At 64.4% G+C, this 19,422-nt stretch carries 18 protein-coding genes; 11 read left to right on the top strand and 7 right to left on the bottom strand.

Features of this window, described 5'->3' with window-relative positions:
• Position 1: 1 nt before the first annotated feature.
• Positions 2–325: a hypothetical protein gene (locus tag F4827_RS12430; protein ID WP_183724231.1), complete on the bottom strand. Its 324-nt coding sequence runs from the start codon at positions 323–325 to the stop codon at positions 2–4.
• A gap of 248 nt (positions 326–573) precedes the next feature.
• Between F4827_RS12430 and F4827_RS12425 the strand changes: the two genes are divergently transcribed.
• The 4 genes from F4827_RS12425 (at position 574) to F4827_RS12410 (ending at position 5,513) form a co-directional block, all read left to right on the top strand.
• A complete protein-coding gene (locus F4827_RS12425) occupies positions 574–939 on the top strand; it encodes a DUF2946 domain-containing protein (RefSeq protein WP_183724230.1) in 366 nt (121 codons plus the stop codon).
• A gap of 221 nt (positions 940–1,160) precedes the next feature.
• Positions 1,161–3,563, top strand: coding sequence for a TonB-dependent receptor (locus F4827_RS12420; RefSeq protein ID WP_183724229.1), 2,403 nt, complete (start codon positions 1,161–1,163; stop codon positions 3,561–3,563).
• Between the two features lie 52 nt (positions 3,564–3,615).
• Complete coding sequence (locus F4827_RS12415) at positions 3,616–5,100, top strand: PepSY domain-containing protein (RefSeq protein ID WP_183724228.1); 1,485 nt, start codon at positions 3,616–3,618, stop codon at positions 5,098–5,100.
• 95 nt (positions 5,101–5,195) lie between these two features.
• Positions 5,196–5,513 (top strand): hypothetical protein, encoded by a 318-nt coding sequence (locus F4827_RS12410; RefSeq protein ID WP_183724227.1) that lies wholly within the window; start codon positions 5,196–5,198, stop codon positions 5,511–5,513.
• 42 nt (positions 5,514–5,555) lie between these two features.
• Here the strand turns inward: F4827_RS12410 and F4827_RS12405 are convergent, their stop codons facing one another.
• Together F4827_RS12405 and F4827_RS12400 are read right to left on the bottom strand one after the other, a co-directional pair.
• Entirely contained in the window at positions 5,556–6,266 is a 711-nt protein-coding gene (locus F4827_RS12405) for an SDR family NAD(P)-dependent oxidoreductase (protein WP_183724226.1), read from the bottom strand.
• Positions 6,267–6,403: 137 nt separating this feature from the next.
• On the bottom strand, positions 6,404–7,330 hold the full coding sequence (locus tag F4827_RS12400) for a sterol desaturase family protein (protein WP_183724225.1): 927 nt from the start codon (positions 7,328–7,330) through the stop codon (positions 6,404–6,406).
• Positions 7,331–7,702: 372 nt separating this feature from the next.
• On the opposite strand from F4827_RS12400, the gene F4827_RS12395 reads away from it, so the two are divergent.
• The 5 genes from F4827_RS12395 to F4827_RS12375 all read left to right on the top strand — a co-directional run bounded on the left by F4827_RS12395 (position 7,703) and on the right by F4827_RS12375 (position 12,259).
• Positions 7,703–8,692: a hypothetical protein gene (locus tag F4827_RS12395; protein WP_183724224.1), complete on the top strand. Its 990-nt coding sequence runs from the start codon at positions 7,703–7,705 to the stop codon at positions 8,690–8,692.
• Positions 8,693–8,797: 105 nt separating this feature from the next.
• Positions 8,798–9,124, top strand: a complete 327-nt coding sequence (locus F4827_RS12390) for an EF-hand domain-containing protein (RefSeq protein ID WP_183724223.1) — start codon at positions 8,798–8,800, stop codon at positions 9,122–9,124.
• A gap of 70 nt (positions 9,125–9,194) precedes the next feature.
• Positions 9,195–9,908, top strand: a complete 714-nt coding sequence (locus F4827_RS12385) for a response regulator (protein ID WP_167061493.1) — start codon at positions 9,195–9,197, stop codon at positions 9,906–9,908.
• Positions 9,908–11,314, top strand: coding sequence for an ATP-binding protein (locus F4827_RS12380; RefSeq protein ID WP_183724222.1), 1,407 nt, complete (start codon positions 9,908–9,910; stop codon positions 11,312–11,314). The genes F4827_RS12385 and F4827_RS12380 overlap by 1 nt, the downstream gene beginning before the upstream one ends.
• 183 nt (positions 11,315–11,497) lie before the next feature.
• Entirely contained in the window at positions 11,498–12,259 is a 762-nt protein-coding gene (locus tag F4827_RS12375; RefSeq protein WP_183724221.1) for a DUF4410 domain-containing protein, read from the top strand.
• Between the two features lie 78 nt (positions 12,260–12,337).
• On the opposite strand, the gene dld is transcribed toward F4827_RS12375, so the two are convergent.
• The 3 genes from dld to F4827_RS12360 all read right to left on the bottom strand — a co-directional run bounded on the left by dld (position 12,338) and on the right by F4827_RS12360 (position 16,729).
• On the bottom strand, positions 12,338–14,095 hold the full coding sequence (gene dld / locus F4827_RS12370) for a D-lactate dehydrogenase (protein WP_183724220.1): 1,758 nt from the start codon (positions 14,093–14,095) through the stop codon (positions 12,338–12,340).
• A 123-nt stretch (positions 14,096–14,218) separates the two neighbouring features.
• Positions 14,219–15,118 (bottom strand): LysR family transcriptional regulator, encoded by a 900-nt coding sequence (locus tag F4827_RS12365; protein ID WP_183724219.1) that lies wholly within the window; start codon positions 15,116–15,118, stop codon positions 14,219–14,221.
• Between the two features lie 120 nt (positions 15,119–15,238).
• Entirely contained in the window at positions 15,239–16,729 is a 1,491-nt protein-coding gene (locus F4827_RS12360; RefSeq protein WP_183724218.1) for a GntP family permease, read from the bottom strand.
• A gap of 237 nt (positions 16,730–16,966) precedes the next feature.
• Between F4827_RS12360 and F4827_RS12355 the strand changes: the two genes are divergently transcribed.
• Both F4827_RS12355 and F4827_RS12350 read left to right on the top strand, forming a co-directional pair.
• Positions 16,967–17,575, top strand: coding sequence for a uracil-DNA glycosylase family protein (locus F4827_RS12355; RefSeq protein WP_183724217.1), 609 nt, complete (start codon positions 16,967–16,969; stop codon positions 17,573–17,575).
• Positions 17,576–17,578: 3 nt separating this feature from the next.
• The gene (locus F4827_RS12350) at positions 17,579–17,956 is read left to right on the top strand and encodes a DUF488 domain-containing protein (protein WP_183724216.1); all 378 of its coding nucleotides are present in this window, start codon (positions 17,579–17,581) and stop codon (positions 17,954–17,956) included.
• A gap of 34 nt (positions 17,957–17,990) precedes the next feature.
• Here the strand turns inward: F4827_RS12350 and F4827_RS12345 are convergent, their stop codons facing one another.
• Positions 17,991–19,313 carry a TIGR00366 family protein gene (locus F4827_RS12345; RefSeq protein ID WP_183724215.1) on the bottom strand — a complete coding sequence of 441 codons (1,323 nt, stop codon included), beginning with the start codon at positions 19,311–19,313 and terminating at the stop codon, positions 17,991–17,993.
• Between the last annotated feature and the right edge of the window lie 109 nt (positions 19,314–19,422).

The following is a 19,422-nucleotide window of genomic DNA, read 5'->3' as shown; positions in this document are numbered from 1 at the left end:
CTTACGGTGTTTCGCCCTCGCGAGCGCGATTGGGGCACGCCCCGCTTTGCAGGTGCACGCACCACTGCCGCAACGCGCTGTCGCTCAATGGGCAGAGCACGGGATTGCGCGGCGTGGCATGCGTGCGCGCAGCGAGCTTCAGTGCGAACTCCACCGGCAATTCCAGACCGCAACGCGTCGTATCGATGCCGCTGCCGCGCGCGAGCGGCACATGCCCCTGCGGCGTGCCGTCACAGGTCCTGTGCTTGATGCGTTGCCCGCAGGGTTCGGTAGTGCGGGCCAGCCAGCGCAGGCTGGGCGAAGGGCGTAGAGGGGAAACGGACATGATGGCGTGCCGCGGCGAACGCGGCCCTCACGATTGTTGGGTTGCACACGCCGAGCATGATCGCGCACGCCGTCCCAGCGGCCCATCGGAATAGTTCGAAAGCCCTTGTTTGAGGCCGCTTTATTGCGTTCGGGCGTTGCGCGTCGCGAGCAATACCGGACTGCTTATGACCAGTTTCAGCCTGCGAGGACGGGTGCGCAAATGCGACGCATCATGGTAGACTGCGCCGCGCAATCGCTCACACCAATATGAAACTACGCAAGCACATTCTGCTGACCGCATGGCTTGGCCTCGTCGCGATGTGGCTCATCGTGCTTGCGCCGCTCGCGAGTCAGCTGATTGCCGCGCATGACGCGCACGAGCCCACCGCCGAACTTTGCTCGGCGCTCCAGCCCGCATCTTCGGCCCCGCATCTTTCGCACGACGATGCGTTCGGCGCCTGCGGCTACTGCCATCTCCTCGAACATCACGTCGCGATGCCCAGCATCGCGGTACCCGAACCGCAACGCGCGCTCGTGGCTGCCGTCGATCGCATCGCGCCGCTTTCCACGCGTCATACGCCCTTCGGGGCCTTCCCTTCGGGCCGTCCACGCGCCCCACCCGTACTGGCCTGATAGCAGCTCTCACCGGCCGCCCGTTTGCGTCTGTTTCGCATGATCGCCTGCGCTCGCCTGTGCCTTTGATGGCTCGCGCGCACGGCCGCCCGATCGAAGGCTGAGTCCAACGGTTCATCAGCCCGTCGGCGCCATCAGGATCACGACGCGCCTTGCACTCGCACATGCCTGCTGCGCAGATGCGTGCGGCCGCACGTCTATCGCTCTGGGGAAACCTTTACATGTTCACGCCCGCCTCGCGCGGCGCGCGCCCGCGCTCGTCCTCGCGGTTGTATCCGCACATCCGTCACCGTCTGGCACCGCTGTCCCTGCTGGCGCCAATTGCAGTCGCCGCATTTGCGACTTTCGCCACTTTCGCCGCCGCATCGGCCCATGCCGCCGATGCAGATGCGGCCAGCACGGCCACCACGACGCTGCCCACGGTCACCGTGAGCGCCTCGAACGCCGATACGAAAAGTGCCACCACACCCGCCGTCGATCCGAATCTGCCGGCCACGGTCGAAACGGTAACGCCCGCGCAATTCAACAACTGGAACGTCGTCAATACCGAAGACGTGCTCAAGTACCTGCCAAATCTCGCGGTGCGCAAGCGCTTTGTCGGCGATCTGAATTCGATCATCGCGGTGCGCGGCACGAGCAATACGCAGAGTGCGCGTGGTCTTGTCTATTCGGATGGTTTGCTGCTGTCGAATCTGCTGGGCAACGGCTATGCGTTTCCGCCGCGCTGGTCGATGGTGTTCCCCGATCAGATCCAGCAGGTCGATGTGATCTATGGACCGTATTCGGCGCTCTATCCGGGCAACTCGCTTGGCGCGACTGTGCTGATCACCACGCGCATGCCGTCGAAATTCGAAGCCAACGCCGATGTCAAGGCGTTCACGCAGCATTTCAGCCTCTACGGCGTGAACCAGAATTTCAACGGCAGCGAAATGAGCGCGTCGATTGGCGACCGCATCGGCAAGTTCTCGTGGTTGCTGGGCGTCAATCACCTGGAAAACACCAGCCAACCGCTGCAATTCGCCACGCTTGCGCAGTCGAGCACGCTCGCTAAGGCAGGCGACACGCCCGTACACGGTGCGTATTTCTATAACAACCAGACCAATGCGCGTACGGTGGTGCTGGGCGTAAACGGCGAGGGCATCGAGCACACGGTGCAGGACCAGTTCAAGTTGCGCACGCAGTACGATTTCACGCCTACGGTACAGGGCGGCTTCACGCTCGGCTACTGGCATCAGACCTACAACAGCCAGACCTCGACCTTTCTCTACGACGATCACGGCAACCCGGTCTACAGCGGCAAGGTCAATATCGGCGGCTACGAGTACACCATTCCCGCTGCCGCCATGGCCCCAAGCCGCGGCTGGAGCGAGAACTGGCTCTACGGCGTGAATCTGCGTACGCATCAGGCCACCGGCTGGAACGGCGAAGCAATTGCTTCGTACTACGACGTTAGCAACAGCGTGGCGCGCACGGCGAGTTCGGGCGGCCCGGGCAATGGCGCAGGCACCATGACGCTCGGCGACGGCACCGGCTGGAAGACGCTCGATCTCAAGACCACGTGGACGCCTCCACGGCCCGACGCGGGACTGGGCGCGCACTGGTTAACCTTCGGCTATCACTACGACAACTACACCGTCGATAACCGCACCTACCAAACGCTTGCGTGGCGCGACGGCCCGGCGGGCAGCTTCGCCAACGCCTTTGCAGGCAAGACCGAAACGCAGGCCTTCTACGCGCAGGATGCGTGGCGTTTCCTGCCGCGCTGGAAGCTCGTCTATGGCGTGCGCTACGAAGACTGGCACGCCTACGACGGTTATCAGTCTCTGGGCGCGTCGACAGTGCCCTATGCGGGCGTTGGCGACCGCCACTTCTCGCCGAAGGCTTCGCTCTCCTTCGACGTTACCGACGATCTCACGCTACGTGCCTCTGTTGCGCGCGCGTACCGCTTCCCCACGGTTGGCGAATTGTTCCAGGGGCAGATAAACGGCTCGTCGATCGTCAACAACAATCCCAATCTGAAGGCCGAAAACGATCTATCGAAAGAGCTCACGGCGGAATGGGCGCACTGGAACGGCTTGTTCCGCTTCACGCTGTTCCAGGACGACGTGAAGAACACCATCTTCAGCCAGACCGATACCACGGTGATTCCGAACGTCACCAACTTCCAGAATATCGGCAAGGTGCGCTCGCGCGGCGTGGAAACGAGCTATCAGGGCGAGGACGTCGTACTGCATGGCCTCGATCTTTCGGCGAGCGTGGCCTATACGCAGTCGAAGATCCTGGAGAACGCGCAGAACCCGGCAAGCGTCGGCAAATACTTCTATCGCATTCCGCTGTGGCGCGTGAATGCCGTGGCGACGTACCGCTTCGACGCGCATAGCGCGCTGACGCTCGCCGCCCGCTATTCGGGGCGGCAGTACAACACGCTCACCAATACCGACACGAATCCGAACGTATTCGGCGGTACCAGCACCTATACGGTCGCCGATCTGAAGTACACGTATCGGCCCACTAAAAAGAGCGAGATTGGCGTGGGTATCGACAATCTGTTCGACGCGCGCTACTTCGTCTATCACCCCTATCCCGGCCGCACGTTTTATGTCGAAGCGAAGATCGGCATTTGAGCGATCGCTTGTATTCGCCGTATTGAATCAACCGAAATAACAGGAGCCTCCGATGTCCGCTACGCTGCCCGCTTCCGGCACGCGCACCGCACGCGCTGCCAGCGCTGTCCATCCCGGCTATCGCACGCTATGGCGCTGGCATTTTTACGCCGGTCTTTTTGTCATGCCGTTTCTGATCGTGCTGGCGATCACCGGCACGATCTACTGTTTCCAGCCGCAGATCGAGCCGCTGCTTTATCCGCATCGTCTCGTGGTGACGCCGCAAGAATCGCCCCGATTGCCTGCCGATGATCTGCTCGCACGTGCGCGGGCTTCGCAGCCCGCCGATGCAAAGCCGATTCGCGCGCATATCGACACAAATCCCGCACGCAGCGCCGAATTCGTTTTCGCACTTGCGAACGGCAGCAAGGAAAGCGTCTATCTGAATCCCTATAGTGGCGATGTGCTAGGCACGCTCGATGTCGATAGCCGCTTCATGCAGGTCGATCGCATGCTCCATCGTAAGTTGCTGCTCGGCAAGCCGGGCGAGCTGCTGATGGAACTGGCCGCCTGCTGGACGCTGGTGATGATCGGCACGGGCGTGGCGCTCTGGTGGCCACGGCGTGCTTCGGCTGCGGATCGCAAGAGGGCGACATTGCGTGCGGCGCTCTGGCCGCATCTGGGCGCGACGGGCCGGCCGTTCTGGAAGAGTCTGCATAGCGTGATCGGCATCTGGCTTGCGGTGGGTGCGCTCGCGTTCGTCGTCAGCGGCCTGCCGTGGACGGGATCATGGGGCAAGCAGTTCAAGGCGCTGGCGACGCGCGTAAACGCCGGTGCGCCGCGCGGCGCGTGGGGCGGCGGTCTGCCACTGAAATCCGCGCCGCCCGCTGCGCCGATGGATCATTCTGAACATGCAGGCCACGATATGTCGTCCATGCCCGGCATGGTGATGGACGACCTCCCTTTGCCCAACGTGCCGTGGGCAGTGGGCGCAGTGCGCGTGCCGCAATCGCCCGCTGCGGCCACGCATGAAAGCGTGCGCTTCACGCTCGATCAGGTGGTCCAGCGCATGGGCGCGCTTGGCGTCGCAAGTGGCTATGACATCGCCTTGCCGTCGACGGCTACGGGCGTTTATACGGTGTCGTATTTCCCGTCCGATCCGCAGCGCGAACGCACCGTCTACATCGACCAATACAGCGGCAGGATCCTCAAGGACATCCGCTATGCGGATTACGGGGCGGTCTCGCAGGTCATTTCGTATGGCACATCGCTGCACATGGGCCGCTATTTCGGGCTGGCGAATCAGGTTATCTGCACGGCGATTTCCTTGGGCCTCGCTGCCCTTGCCGTCACCGGCGTGGTGATGTGGTGGCTGCGCCGTCCAGGGCGCACCGTGGGCGCTCCGTCGCGCGAGCGCGCCGCCCCGCCGATGCGGGCATGGAAAGCCGGGCTGGCGATGCTCGCGGTGATTTTCCCGCTGATGGGCGCGACCATCGTTGCCGTGCTGTTGCTGGATCGGCTGATTTTCGGCACCCCGCGAACTCTTTCGGTTTCCTGACAATCCGGGCGAACAAGACAGTAATTCGCGGACACAATTCCTTTTGAACCCGTCCCCGCCCCGCGCTGCCAAAGGAGTATCGAGGGGAGGCTATCGTGTTCCGTTTCGTCTGCGCAATGGGAGCGGCCGCCGTGCTTGCGGGCTGTGCCGTGGCTCCCTACCCCGGCTATCCGGGCTATTACGACGCCAGTTACGCTTATCCGTATGCCTACGGCTATCCGTACGGCTACGGTTATTACCCTGACTACTATTACGGGCCGAGTTTCGGCTTCGCGTATTGGGGCGGCGGCAGATGCTGCTACCGCTATGGCTGGCATGGCGGTGGATGGCACGGCAGCCACGGCGGCTGGCATGGCGGCGGCGGCACGTGGCAAAGCGCCGGCGCTCACGGCAGCGGCGGTCACGGGCATTAAAGCCGTTTTGCCGCCGCTGCGCAGCGGTTAAACGCGCCCGGATTAAACGCGCCCGTTTACCGCGATTGCCGCGCCCGTTACGGCGCTTGCGTCAGACGAAATCAGGAACGCGATCACCGCAGCAATTTCGTCGGCCTGAACCCAGCGGGAGAAGTCGGCATCGGGCATATCGGCGCGATTTTGCGGCGTATCGATAATGCTCGGCAGAACCGCGTTGACTGTCACACCTTTGTCCTTGAGCTCTTCGGCCAGTGCTTCGGTCAGGCGCGCCACGCCGGCCTTCGACGCCGAATAAGCGCCCATCCCCAGCCCCGCCTTCTGTCCCGCACCCGCGCCGATGTTGACGATGCGTCCCGCGCCACGCGCGAGCAGCGCGGGGAGCGCCGCTTTCGAAGCGTTCAGCGCCGTCTTCACATTCAGATCGAACATCAGATCCCAAGTGCGCGCGTCGCCGTCCGCGATGGTTTCCCAGCGGAACGCGCCCGCGATATTGATGAGCGCGTCGAGACCGCCCAGTGCTTCTGCAGACTTTTGCAGCCCCGCGCGCGCCGCATCGGCATCCACCAGATCGACGCCACCGAGCAACACCGCATCTCTGAGCGCGGCGGGCAACGCGTCGCTTGCAGGGGCTGCGCCGCGGCCAATCAGCGCCACGCGCGCGCCGCGCGACACCAGAAACTGCGCCGTCTCCAAACCAAGACTGCCAAAGCCGCCGGTGATTGCCACCGTCTTGCCGTTCACTGAGTTATCCATCGTTTCTGCCTGCTTTGTGCGAAAGAGTCGTCCGGATCCGGACGGAAAATTCAAAACCAATTCGAAAAAAAGCGGCGGCTCGTGGCCGCCGCAGGCCGCCACGTTAGCGGAGCTTGCGTGTCACGGCAACTGCATCCTCAATGAACCCGACGTTCCCGAACCTCCGCGCGCACCGCCGCGAGGCTGCGCCTGCGCAGATCCTCGGTGGTCTCGCCCTGGCCGTGAGCAGTCCAGCCAGGCGGCAGGATCACGTGACGCACGGCGGCCCCTACCGTGGGCGCGGCAGCGATATCGCGCGCGAGGCTCAACCAATGCTCGAATTCCACCACCAGCGGATTGCGCGAGCGTGTCGGCGTAACGAGGCCGTAGCGGCAAGGCTCGTCGGCGCGTTCCGTCACGTAGGTGCCGAACAGCCGGTCGAACACGATCAGCACGCCGCCGTAGTTCGCGTCGAGGTAGTCGAGATTCGACGCATGATGCACGCGATGCGCGGACGGCGTATTGAACACGTACTCAAACCAGCCGAGCTTCGGAATCCACGTGTTATGCAGCCAGAACTGATACAGCAGGTTGAACGACAGCACGGCCAGCACGATTTCCGGACGTACGCCCAGCCAGACCAGCGGCGCGAAGAAGAATGCGGGGCCGGCGATCTTGCCGGTCCAGCCAAGCCGGTACGCGGAAGAAAGCGTCAGTTGATTGGGCGAATGATGCACCGCGTGCGTCGCCCAGAAAAAACGCATGCGATGCGAGGCGCGGTGATACCAGTAGTAGCAGAACTCCTGGCCGATGAAGACGAAGAACGCCAGCGTGAAGTTGTCTATCGAGAGCGTAAAAAGGCGATGCTCCCAGGCGAAATGAAAAATCGGCGCAGCCAGCGAAATCGGCAGGAAAGCTAACATTTTTCGCCCGGCGAGATCGGCGAGCGAGAGCCAGACTTCATACCAGTCGAATTTGCTCTCGCCTGCGCGGTGCTGTTTGAAGGTGAGCCAGGCCGCTTCGATCAGCGAGGCGGCAACGATAAAGAGCGTGACGTAGTACGCGAGTTTTCCAGTGGTCAGCATGATGATGAGCGTGAGAGATCCTGATAACAGCGCTGTGGACAGACGCGTCGTTCGTGTCGAGGAAATGAGGCTGGCGTCGCGTCGGATGAGGCGAACTGTAGAGGCGCGCGGCGCGAAACACCACGCGCAAAGTATGTCGACATATGTCATGCGCGCGGCCGGCGCATGAGCCATATGCGCGCCGAGCCTTTTGTAGACGGGCAAACGCCAGAAACACCCGGCCGCATGTAACACCGCGACATGGTTTTGCACGCGACTCGCGGCGGGGACCGCCCTATAGTTCGTTCCGCTGACACGCCGCACCGGTGTCCCGAACCGAACTGCACCGAAGCGCCCCGCTGCGCTCGAACGCCCGAATCGCAAGGATCTCTGATGAAAACGCTCCATCTCGCCGCCGCCACGCTCATCGCACTCGCCAGCGCACCTGCTTTCGCAGGCTGGTCTGGCCACGGCACCGCCTATACGCCGCACGGCACTTATAGCGGCGCGCATGCAGGTTCCTGCGGCGGCGGCAGTTGCACACATGCCGGCGGCGTGATGGGGCCGTGGGGCGGCGTCGCCACCAACACGGGCACGGTCACCCGCAACGCGCCGGGACAGTTCTCGAACAGCGGCACGGCGGTCGGCCCGAACGGGCGCTCGGTGCAGCATTCGGGCGACACGAACTGCGCAGGCGGCACCTGCTCGCACACCGGCACGATGACGGGCGAAGACGGCCGCAGCGCCACTTCCTCCGGCAGCGTGACGCGCACCGCACCGGGCCAGTACAGCTCGACGGGCACGGTCACGGCGGCGAACGGCAACAGCGTGAGCCACAACGCCTCGACGAACTGCGCCGGTTCGACCTGCTCGCGCTCCGGCACGGTCACGGGGACGGATGGCGGGACGTACACGCATTCGGGCAGCGCCACCCGTGTGGCGTCTGGCGTCGTGACAACCTCGGGCGGCAGCACCGTGGTGCACGGCACGACGGTTGTCGCCGGCAGCGTGACGGGTGGTACGACGGTCGTCACCGGCGGCGGCACGGTAGCCGTGGGCGCGACGGTCGCGGTCGCGCCGGTTCCGGCTCCGGCTCCTGCGCCCGTGCTGATCGCGCCGCCGCCTGCCAATACCGCAATTTATGTCGCGCCCGCGCCCAAGGCCGTCTACGTGCCGCCCCCGCCGCCGAAGACGGTGTACGTCGCGCCCGTCCCGAAGGTCGTCTACGTTGCCCCGCCCGCGCCCAAGGTGGTGTATGTCGCGCGTCCGTTGCCGCATGCGGTCTATATCGCACCGCGTCCCGTGTATATCGCGCCGCGCCCTGCGGTCTGGGTGCCCGGCCACTGGATGGGCGGCATCTGGGTGCCGGCACATTGGGCCTGAGGCCTGCAGCGGATTCACCCCTGAAAACGCAAGCGCTGAACTGATTTCCCTACCCGGCCGACTCCCGATGTCGGCCAGTTTATTCGCCACGCCACGGAGCACACCATGAAGAAGATGATCGTCCCCCTGATTTTGTGTATCGTTTCAGCAGCGGCTGCTGCGCAAGGCTTGCCGGCTGCGCCCAACGGCGCGCCCACGCTGTCTGCCTCGCCCGCCGCGAACGAACGCATGACGCGCGCCCTCGCGCAGTTGCAGTCGCGTTTCGCCCAGGCGAACACGACCCATGATGGCAAGCTCACCCGCGAGCAGGCACAAGCCGGTATGCCGATGGTGGCCCAGCACTTCGACGCCATCGACAGCCAGCGCGCCGGTTACGTCACGCTCGCGCAGATCGAGGACTTCATGCGCGAGCGCGCCGCCGCGAGCCGATGATCGCGGCATGCGAAAACCCAACGACGGATGGAGTACGCTCCATCCGCATCGACCCGCGCCGGAGGCGGCCATGGAGCAGGCGAACCGCATCATCGTTCTGGACGACGAAGCCGAACTGCGCAACATGCTGCAACGCTTCCTGAGCGGTCACGGCTTCGAGGTGCGCGCCGTCGCGGACGGCAAGCGCCTCGACCGCATGCTGCAACGCGAGCCCTACGATCTGCTGGTGCTCGATCTGATGATGGAACCCGAGGATGGCCTGAGCGTATGCCGCCGCCTGCGCGCCGAAGGCCACACCTTACCCATTCTCATGCTCACCGCGAAGGGCGACGCGGCGGACAAGGTGATCGGCCTCGAAACCGGCGCCGACGATTACCTCGCCAAACCCTTCCTGCCCGACGAACTCGTGGCGCGCGTCAAGGCGCTGCTGCGCCGCCAGAAAATGGCCGCGGGCGACCCCACGGTGACCTCGCAGCGGCTGCGTTTCGGCGATTTCGTATTCGATGTCGGCCAGCAGACGCTCATGCGCGATGGCGTGGCGATCGACGTGCATTCGGCGCAGATGCTGTTGCTGCACGCGCTCGGCTCGTCGCCCAATCGCGCCGTGAGCCGCGAAAACCTGCTCGCGCGCGCCCGTGGACGCGATCACAACGCGCTCGACCGCAGCGTCGACGTACAGATCCTGCGGCTGCGCCAGATCGTCGAAGACGACCCGGCCAAACCGCGCTTCATCAAGACCGTGTGGGGCATCGGCTACATGCTGGTCGCGGGCGTCGATTCCTGATGGCCACCCCTGCCGATTCGCCGCGCCGCGAGGCGCGAAGCTGGCTGCCGCGTTCGCTGCTCTCGCGCAATATCGCGCTGCTGGTGGCGCTGGTTGCCCTCACCCAGGTCTGCTCTTTGAGTGCGTTGCTGCATTTCGTGCAGCGCCCGCGCATCGAGCGCGCTTCAATCATTTTCTCCGACTACGTCAAGGTGCTGGACGGCATGCTGGTGGCGATGCCACCCGCCGAGAGCCGCGCCGCCGCCGCGCGCCTGAATGCGCAGCGCGAGGTGCCGGCGTCGAGCATGATCGAGCCGCCGATGAATCCGCTGCGCTTCTTTCGCAGCTGGCAACGCGATGTCTTTCTGGAGGCGCTGCGCCGCCATTTGCCCGCTGACATGCCGGTGCGCTGGGAAATCGCGGACAACGATCAGGAGGACGAAGCGCGCCTGTGGATACGCGTACACGCGGCGGGCGAACCCACGTGGATCGCCCTGCCGATGACCGCCGACGCCCAGGCGAGCGGCATCACCACCGCCATCGTGCTGTCGCTCGGACTGGCGCTGCTCGCGGCGCTCACGGGCTGGCTGATCCAGTTGCATCTGAACCGGCCGCTGGCCGAACTCGCGCACGCTGCGCGCGGCGTCAGCGCGGGCGAAACGCCCGCGGCGCTGCCCACCGACGGTCCCACTGAAATCGCCGAAGTCAGCCGCGCCTTCAACCAGATGACCGATGCGCTGCGCCAGGCCGAAGCCACGCGCGCGCTCATGCTCGCAGGCGTTTCGCACGATATCCGCACGCCGCTTACCAAACTGCGCCTGGCGATTGCGATGGCCTTGCCGCGCGGCACCAACGACGGCCTCGTTGCCTCCGCCGAGAGCTATCTCGACACCATCGACACGATTCTTCAGCAGTTCATGGACTACGCCGGCAGCGGCGAGCGCGAAGCGCCGCAACCGGGCGACCTCAACGCGCTCGCGGGCCAACTGGTCGCCGATTTCGCGGGACTCGGGCACGAATTCGATTTCGAGGAAAGTACGCTGCCCTCCTTCGCGTTCCGCCCCGTGGCGGTAATGCGCCTGCTGATGAACCTGATGCAGAACGCCGTGGTGTACGGGCGTACCGGGCTGTCGATCCGGACATGGCAAGAGAACGGTTTTGCCTGTGTATCCGTGCGCGATCGCGGCAACGGCATTCGCGCCGAGGAGCTGGAACGCCTCAAACTGCCGTTCAGCCGGGGCAATAACGCGCGCGGACATTCGGGCGGAACCGGCCTGGGTCTTGCAATCGTCGACAGAATCGCGCGTCAGCATGGAGGTTCGCTAACCTTCCTGGATCGCGAAGGCGGCGGCCTCGAAGCCGTGGTGAAGCTGTCGCTCAACCCTTCCCCGTTTACCAGGTCTACCAGCACGGCCCCGCGCACGTGACATGAATCGACATACTTTGGGTGTGGCATTAGCACGCGCCTGAACCCATACTTGCGCCTGTGCTGAGCGACGCAAGCCGCCAAAAGTGAATGGCGCAGCGCCCTGCCAGCTTTCATGAACCCACTTCGATAATTCGGCATCCTTATTGATGCGAACGTGTCGAAGACAGTCAGGCGAAACGACATGACCACGCTTTTTCACGCTCTTATCAATAAGTCCAAACGCTTCGCAGGCGCCGTGCTGCTTGCAGGATCGCTGTTCGCTTCGGGTTGTGCGTCGGCGGCGAATTCGCTGCAGGCCGCCGGCGCGCTGCCGCAAGTGCAGGCCGAGGTGATTTACGTGTCGGCCTTCGAGATTTCGCCCGATGTCGTGAAGCTCGACAGCGGAATGGCGCAGAAACTCAAGGCGATGACGAGCGGCGAATCGTCGGCGCAACAACAGCAGCAGGCGGCGCTTGCCGCGCGCGAAAAGCTCGCCGACGACATCGTCGCGCAGCTTCAAAAGCAGGGCTTGCCCGCCGTGCGCGTCGATGGCCCCGTGCCCGCCGGCCGCGCCGCTATCGTGGTGGAGGGCCGCATCGATACGATCGACGCGGGCAGCCGTCGCCGCCGCCTGCTGATTGGCTTGGGCGCGGGCAAGAGCGAAGTGGGCGCGACCATCGCCGTGAGCTACGTGGCCGCCAACGGCGCGCCGCAAACGCTCGTCACCTTCCAGGCGAATGCCGATAGCGGCCATATGCCTGGCGTCGCCGAAACCGCTGGCGTGGGTGCCGCCGCGGGTCACGTGGCGATGTCGGCGGCAGCGGGCGCGGGCGTGCATGGCGCCTCGGAAGCCAGGAACGACACGATTTCCGCCGATGCGGGCAAGCTCGCGAAGTCGATCGCCAAACAGCTTGCGCAGGCGGCGACGCAGAACGGCTGGGTGCCGGTGAGCAAGGCTGGCTGATTAGCGTTGCAACAGGCCTGAAAAGGCAAAGCGGCGGTGCATAGGGATGCGCCGCCGCTTTAGTCTTTGCTGCTGCCTTTACTGCGTACTCTCCCGATAATGCGCGAACTTCGAAGTCTGCCCGATGCCAGGATTAAAACAGTTGCACGGATCAAGCTGCTCGTAAAACTGCTTCAACGCAGGCTTGGCGTGATACAGATGGCCGACATTGTGCTCGGCGGGATATTCGGCGCCGCGCGCGTCCAGCAGCTTCCACATTTCGTGTTCCAGCGCGAGGCAATCGTTGCCCTTGCGCACGATGTAGTCCTGATGGAACACGTGACACAGGAAATGCCCGTAATAGAGCTTGATGGCGATGGGCCGCTCGACGGCTTCGGGCAGCGTCTCGAACCACTCGCGGTCGTTGCGCCGCAAGGCGATATCGAGCGCCACGATATCCTCGACTTCATCGCCATGCACGGCGCGATAACGCACTGCTGCACCCGCGGCCGCGAAACGATGCAAGAACGCTTTCGTGCCCTCTTCAGGCGTGCATTCGAAGAAATCGCCGCTCGCCTGGGTGAAATAGCGCTTGAGATAATCGCGCGTTTCTTCCACGCTATCGGCACTGACCTTGAGCATCAAATGATGTTCGTAGCGCTCGCGATAGTCCTTGAGCCGCGCAGGCAAATGATCCGGAAACAGATGGCTTACCGCCTGCATCACACGGTCGGTCAGATGCGCGGGCAAAAACGAAAAGCGCTCGAAAAAAACATCGAAACGGCTCTTGAGCGCGAACAGCCCCGGCAGGCGCTGCGTGCCCAGATGCTGGATCAGCAGGAACATGTCCTTGCCATAGCGCTGAGCGATATCGAAAGCGTCTCGATGCAGATATTCGCCCGCGATCGGCAGGCTCGACAGCTCGCTCAGCAGAAAACGGCGCACATCGGTGAGTTCGGAGGTTGCGTTGGTGCCGATATAGAACACCTTCGCGCCCTGCTCGATGGGAAAGGTGTCGAGCCGCACCGCGAACACCATCACCTTGCCCGCCGATCCCGACGCCTCATGCAGACGCAACGGATCGGCGTTATAGCGCGCGGGCGTGGCGGCATCCACGTCGCGCACGTGTTCGGCGTAATGGCGGTCGGAGGCCGCGCCCGCATCGTGACGGATATCGGCTGCCGGCAATTCGCCGCGATCGAGGCGCGCGAGAATCTGCTCGGGCGTTTCGCCTAGCTGGATTCCCAGATGATTGACGAGCCTGAGTTCGCCTTGCGCATCCACCTGTGCGTAGACGGTCATCTCGGTGTAGGCCGGTCCGCGCCGCACCAACGCACCGCCCGAGTTATTGCAGATGCCGCCCACCACCGACGCGCCAATACACGATGATCCGATCACCGAATGCGGCTCACGGCCCAGCGGCTTGAGCGTCTGCTCCAGTTGATCGAGCGTCGCGCCTGGCAGGCACACCACCTGTTTGCCCTCGTCGATGACATAGACGGTGCGCATGCGCGTCATGCTCACGATCACCACGTCGCGGTCGTAATCGTCGCCATCGGGTGTCGAACCGCCGGTCAGGCCCGTATTCGAGGCCTGAGCAATCACGATAGCGTTCGCGGCCACGCAGGCCTGCAACACCTTCCATTGCTCGACCAGCGAGCCAGGGCGCACGACCGCCGCGACTTTGCCTTCGCCGAAGCGAAAGCCCTTGCGATAGCGGCGCGTGGGCTCGTCGCCGGTGAGCACATAGCGTTGACCGACGATGGATCGCAGCGAGGCGACGAGCGAGGCTCGCCCTGCAGGCGCTGTGCGTCCGGTTGCGCTGGAAGAAATGGGGCGTTGGGGAACGGTGGACATACGGACGGTTCCAGATCAAGGCAGATGCGAATGCAGCTAGGATAATTTGTCGCACTACCCCACGTCCAATACCGCGTTTGCGTCGATCAAGACGAAAAAGATATGGATCGGAGCCACCGCGCCTCACTGCGCCGACGCATGCCGCGCCGTATCGCGCAGGATACGCACGAAATTCTGCACGGTTGGCGCGCGCTCGCGCGGCCTGTGCACCAGCGCGATGGTCGTATGCAGCGAGCCGCCCTTGAGCGCGTGATAGGTCACGCCCTTGGCCTGAATCTGCCGCATCGAAGAGGGAATCAGCGTGACCCCGAAGCCCGCCGCCGCCATGTTGACGGTCGAGGAAATCTGCGGTGATTCCATGCTGATGACGGGATTGAAACCGGACGCACGGCATGCGCTGATGATCGAATCGTAGAGGTCGGGGCCAATCGGGCGCGGGAACAGGATCAGCGGATCGCCCGCGAGATCGGCCAGATCGAGACTGCGGCGACGCGCGAGCCGATGGCGCGGAGGCAGCACGGCGAGCACGTCTTCTTCGACCAATGGCTGCGTTTCCAGCCCCCGGCAATCGAGCGGCAAGCGCACGAAGGCTGCATCCACGCGGGCCTCGCTCACGCGTTCGAGCAGCACCGAACTATTGCTCTCCTCGCAGCCGATCGTCACGCCAGGATAGGCCGTGCGATAGCGCTGCAGCAGCGTGGCCACGAGCGGATGAAACACCGTCGAACCCGCGAAACCCAGATTGAGCCGCCCGGTTTCGCCGCGTCCGGCGTTCTGCGCTTCGGCCAGCGCCAGATCGGCATCCTCGACGATGCGCAGCGCGCGCTCGCGAAACAGCCGTCCCGTTTCGGTCAGCTCTACGTGGCGCGAATGGCGCACGAACAGCCGGGTGCCGACTTCCTTTTCGAGCTTGAGAATCTGCTGGCTCAAGGGCGGCTGCGCAATGCCGAGCACGCGCGCGGCCTCGCTGAAATGCAGATGCTCTGCAACGGCAAGAAAGTAGCGTAGCTGGCGCAGTTCCATATGTTTTTCGTCTTGATGCGCGCGGGAATGAGATGCGCGCAGTGTCGCGCGGATCGGCGTGCGCGTCTATCCACCCGAACGCCAGAACGCCAGACGGCCAGACGTATGGCGAACGCCTCTTCAGAAACTCCCGAACAGCGATCCCAGCACGATCACCACGGCAAGCGCGAGAATCGCGCCCAGGATGCTCACCACCACGAGGTCGCGATAACTTTCGCGATGCGTCGAGCCACATACAGCCAGCAGCGTCACCACCGCGCCATTGTGCGGCAGGCTGTCGAGCGTGCCCGACGACATCACCGCAACGCGATGCAGCAACGCCGGATCGATATGGTGCTGCGCGGCCAGTTGCATATAGGTGCCGCCAAGCGCGTCGAGTGCGATGGTAAGACCGCCCGAAGCCGATCCCGTGAGCCCCGCAAGCAGATTGGTCGCCACCGCAAGCGAGACCAGCGGGCCGCCGCCGATGCCGAGCACCCGGTCGCGCACGGCCTCGAACGCGGGCAGCGCGGCAATCACCGCGCCGTAGCCCACGAGGCTGCCGACGCTCAACACCGGCAGCACGGCGGCGTTCGCGCCGGCATCGACGCTCTCGCGCAGCGCACCGAGGCGTCCCCGATTCAGCGCAACGAGCACGATGATGCCCAGCGCCAGCGCCACCGAAACGCCCCACACGCCCGACACCGCGTGCAACGTCGTCGCGCCCCAGCGCGGCTCGGCAAGATACGAGGCGTCGATGCGCGGCAACACCACCACGTTCATCACGAAGTTCATCGCCACCACGATCGCGAGCGGTGCCAGCGCGACCCACGGCGGCGGTGCGCCGGCATAGTCGGACGCATCAGCGCCGCTGTCGATTTCGGCGGGATCGAAGGTCTGGGCGACGCTTGCGCGCTCGCGTACGAGCGGGGATTTGCCGCGCGTGTCGTCGTCGGCGCCGCCGCCCGCCGGTTCAACGAAACCTTCGCCATTGCGTCGCGCCGCTGCTGCGGCGCGGCCCAGCCACCACAGTCCGAAGCCCGCCATCACGAGGGTCGCGACGATGCCAAGACCCGGCGCGGCAAACGGCGTCGTGCCGAAAAACGGCATGGGGATGGCGTTTTGCAGCGCAGGCGTGCCCGGCAACGCCGACATCGTGAACGTGGCGGTACCGAGCATGATCGCGGCGGGCATCAGGCGGCGCGGGATATCGGCGCAGCGGAACAGCGCCTGCGCCATCGGCGCGAGCACGAAGAAGGCCACGAACAGGCTCACGCCGCCGTAGGTCACGAGCGCGCCGCCAAGCACGACCGCCGCGAGCGCGTGACGCGTGCCCAGGCGGTCGATCATGAACTGCGCGACGGCGTCCACCGAGCCGCTGTCCTCCATCAGCTTGCCGAACAGCGAGCCGAGCAGAAACAGCGGAAAGAACTGCGCGAGAAAGCGGCCCGTGGCGGGCATGAAGGTCTGGGTCCAGTGCGCGAGCGTCGGCTCGCCGGAGATCAGCGCGGCCAGCATCGCGCAAAGCGGCGCGAGCAGCAGCACGCTCCAGCCACGGTACGCGAGCCAGATGAGCAACGCGAGGCTCGCGAGCATGCCCGTGAGGCCGAGCGCCAACGCGCCCCCGCTCATCGGTTCACCTCGTTTGTCTCACTCCAGGGCGATGCAATGCGGATTGCGATTGACGTCGTGTCGCTTACGGCGGGCATGGCGGCTCCGTGCTGACCGGGGTCATCGACCAGCCGCGAGATTACAGGAAAACCCGAATACGGCTCGCGCGAGTGCCGCAGGTGTGCGCAAAGCGCGTTTGATAGACTGGCTTTTCCGTTTTTTTTTTGCCTTGCCGCCATCGCGCTGGAATCTGCTGCTGTGTCGAACGCCCCGCTGCTTCCCGATCTGCTGACCGAGATACGCGCCTGCCAGGCATGCGCGGGCGTGCTGCCGCTCGGTGCGCGTCCGGTGTTGCAGGCCAGTGCGAGTTCACGACTGTTGATCGTCGGCCAGGCGCCGGGCGCGAAGGTGCATGCGTCCGGTATTCCGTGGGACGACGCCAGCGGCAAGCGTCTGCGCGCGTGGCTGGGCATCGATGCCGAGGTGTTTTACGACGCCGCGCGCGTAGCCCTCGTGCCGATGGGCTTCTGTTATCCCGGCCGTGGCAGCGGCGGCGACAACCCGCCGCGTCCCGAATGCGCGGCGCTGTGGCACGAACGCCTTTTCGCGCTATTGCCCGACGTACGGCTGACGCTGCTGGTCGGCCAGTATGCGCAGCGCTATGTGCTGGGCGAGCGACGCAAGGCCACGCTGACCGATACCGTCGAAGCATGGTGCGAATACGGGCCAGGCATCGTGCCGCTGCCCCATCCCTCGCCGCGCAATCAGGCGTGGTTCAAGCGCCATCCGTGGTTCGATCACGACGTGCTGCCGGTGCTGCGCGAGCGTGTTGCCGTGGCGCTGTCTGCAAACGACAAAGAGAGGTAAGCGATGAGCGCAGCGAAGATCGCGACGCAACGCGTGTACGAACCGCTGCCCGAAGGCGGTGAAACCTGCTTTCTGGTGGATCGGCTCTGGCCGCGCGGCATGCGCAAGGAACGGCTCGCCGGCGTGACGTGGGCGAGGGATGTGGCCCCCAGCACGGCGCTACGCCAGTGGTTTCATGCGAGCGAACACGATCCGGCGCTGTGGAAAGAATTCGAGCGGCGTTATCTGGCGGAGCTGGATGCGAACACCTCTGCGTGGACGCCGCTCGTCGAAGCGAGCCACTCAGGCCCGATCGTGCTGCTCTATGGCTCGCATGACGCCGAACACAATCACGCAATCGTGCTGCGCGATTATTTGCTGAAAAAGCGGCGCCACAAGTAAGTCGCGCCGCTTTACATCGCTCAAGCCAGACGCATCAGAACAGATAAAGCCCGGCGATAAACACCACGCCCGAAAACAGCAGCGTGGTCACGCAGTAGCCCATGATGTCGCGCACGCCCAGACCCGCAATCGCGAGTGCGGGCAGCGCCCAGAACGGTTGCGCCATATTGGTCCACGCCTCGCCATAGGCAATCGCCATCGCCGATTTGCCGAGATCCGCGCCCAGCGCCTGCGCCGCCGGCATCACGAACGGTCCCTGCACGACCCAGTGGCCCCCGCCGGACGGCACCGCGAAGTTGATCACCGCCGAACTCAGGAACGCGAGCAGCGGGAACGTGTGCACGTTGGCGATATCGACGAACCACTTCGTGATGACGCCCGCGAGGCCCGAATGGTCCATCAGCGCCTGAATCCCCGCATAGAAAGGGAACTGGATCATGATGCCCGACGCCCCCCTGGCGGCACCCGCGACCGCGCGCGCATAGGCCATCGGCGTCTTGTGCAGCACGAGGCCGGCGGCAAGGAACACCAGATTCACGGTGTCGATGTCGAGCGCGAAGCCCTTGGTGTGGAAACGGATGCCGAGAAACACCGCGCACAGGGCCGCGACCAGCAGCGAGAGGAAGCGGCTTTCTTCGATGCGTTCGGCGAACGTCGCGTCCGGGCCGAGCTTGCGCTCGACCGTGGGCGGATCTTCAAGCAGCGCGGGATCGACCGAGACGACGTCTTCGGGCCTGGGCATCATCAAACGCACGAGGATCGGCAGCAGCACGATCAGGGCAATCGTGATGAAGGCGTTGTAGCCCGTGAAAATGGTCTGCGAGACGGGGATCAGGCCGATGGTCTTTTCCATCGGATTACCCTTGGTGGCGGCCACCAGCGGCACGGAACCGGAAAGCCCGCCGTGCCACGTCAGAAAACCCATATACGCGGCCGCTACCAGCAGCCGGTAGTCCGTGCCGCGCACGCGGCGCGCCACTTCGCGCGAGAACATCGCGCCGAGCACGAGGCCAAAGCCCCAGTTGATCGCGCAGGCCACCGCGCCCACGAAGGCCACCAGCATCACGCCCTGACCTGGCGTGCGCGCACAGCTTGCGAGCGCAACCAGCAGGCGCTTGACCGGCGCCGAACTGGCCAGAGCGTGCCCGGTGACGAGAATCAGGACCATCTGCATCGCGAATGCGAGCAGGTTCCAGAAGCCCGAGCCCCACATCATGATGAGCGCCTCGGGCGGCTGCGGCGTCAGCGCGAACGCCAGCACGAAGGTCACGACGGTCAAAAGAATGGCGAAAATGAGCGGGTCCGGCAAAAACCGGTGCACCACGCCCGTGAAGAATCCCGCAATGCGTTGAATCACTTGTCTGCTCCTGGTCTTTCTGTCTTTCTGATATTTCTGCTTCGAATCCGGCTTGGACACGCTATTGAGCATGCTTGCGCCGAGCCGCGATTCTTGCACATCGCGCATT

The sequence above is a fragment of the Paraburkholderia bannensis genome, assembly GCF_014200455.1.
Classification (GTDB): Bacteria; Pseudomonadota; Gammaproteobacteria; order Burkholderiales; family Burkholderiaceae; genus Paraburkholderia; species Paraburkholderia bannensis_A.
The sequence above is the reverse complement of the archived record's forward strand: the minus strand, read 5'-3'. Positions and strand labels throughout refer to the sequence as shown.

What these genes read in the sequence shown, in the direction of transcription:
- F4827_RS12430 (WP_183724231.1), bottom strand. Translation starts at nt 325, where the DNA reads ATGTCCGTTTCCCCTCTACGCCCTTCGCCCAGCCTGCGCTGGCTGGCC.
- F4827_RS12425 (WP_183724230.1), top strand. Translation starts at nt 574, where the DNA reads ATGAAACTACGCAAGCACATTCTGCTGACCGCATGGCTTGGCCTCGTC.
- F4827_RS12420 (WP_183724229.1), top strand. Translation starts at nt 1,161, where the DNA reads ATGTTCACGCCCGCCTCGCGCGGCGCGCGCCCGCGCTCGTCCTCGCGG.
- F4827_RS12415 (WP_183724228.1), top strand. Translation starts at nt 3,616, where the DNA reads ATGTCCGCTACGCTGCCCGCTTCCGGCACGCGCACCGCACGCGCTGCC.
- F4827_RS12405 (WP_183724226.1), bottom strand. Translation starts at nt 6,266, where the DNA reads ATGGATAACTCAGTGAACGGCAAGACGGTGGCAATCACCGGCGGCTTT.
- F4827_RS12400 (WP_183724225.1), bottom strand. Translation starts at nt 7,330, where the DNA reads ATGCTGACCACTGGAAAACTCGCGTACTACGTCACGCTCTTTATCGTT.
- F4827_RS12395 (WP_183724224.1), top strand. Translation starts at nt 7,703, where the DNA reads ATGAAAACGCTCCATCTCGCCGCCGCCACGCTCATCGCACTCGCCAGC.
- F4827_RS12390 (WP_183724223.1), top strand. Translation starts at nt 8,798, where the DNA reads ATGAAGAAGATGATCGTCCCCCTGATTTTGTGTATCGTTTCAGCAGCG.
- F4827_RS12385 (WP_167061493.1), top strand. Translation starts at nt 9,195, where the DNA reads ATGGAGCAGGCGAACCGCATCATCGTTCTGGACGACGAAGCCGAACTG.
- F4827_RS12380 (WP_183724222.1), top strand. Translation starts at nt 9,908, where the DNA reads ATGGCCACCCCTGCCGATTCGCCGCGCCGCGAGGCGCGAAGCTGGCTG.
- F4827_RS12375 (WP_183724221.1), top strand. Translation starts at nt 11,498, where the DNA reads ATGACCACGCTTTTTCACGCTCTTATCAATAAGTCCAAACGCTTCGCA.
- dld (WP_183724220.1), bottom strand. Translation starts at nt 14,095, where the DNA reads ATGTCCACCGTTCCCCAACGCCCCATTTCTTCCAGCGCAACCGGACGC.
- F4827_RS12365 (WP_183724219.1), bottom strand. Translation starts at nt 15,118, where the DNA reads ATGGAACTGCGCCAGCTACGCTACTTTCTTGCCGTTGCAGAGCATCTG.
- F4827_RS12360 (WP_183724218.1), bottom strand. Translation starts at nt 16,729, where the DNA reads ATGAGCGGGGGCGCGTTGGCGCTCGGCCTCACGGGCATGCTCGCGAGC.
- F4827_RS12350 (WP_183724216.1), top strand. Translation starts at nt 17,579, where the DNA reads ATGAGCGCAGCGAAGATCGCGACGCAACGCGTGTACGAACCGCTGCCC.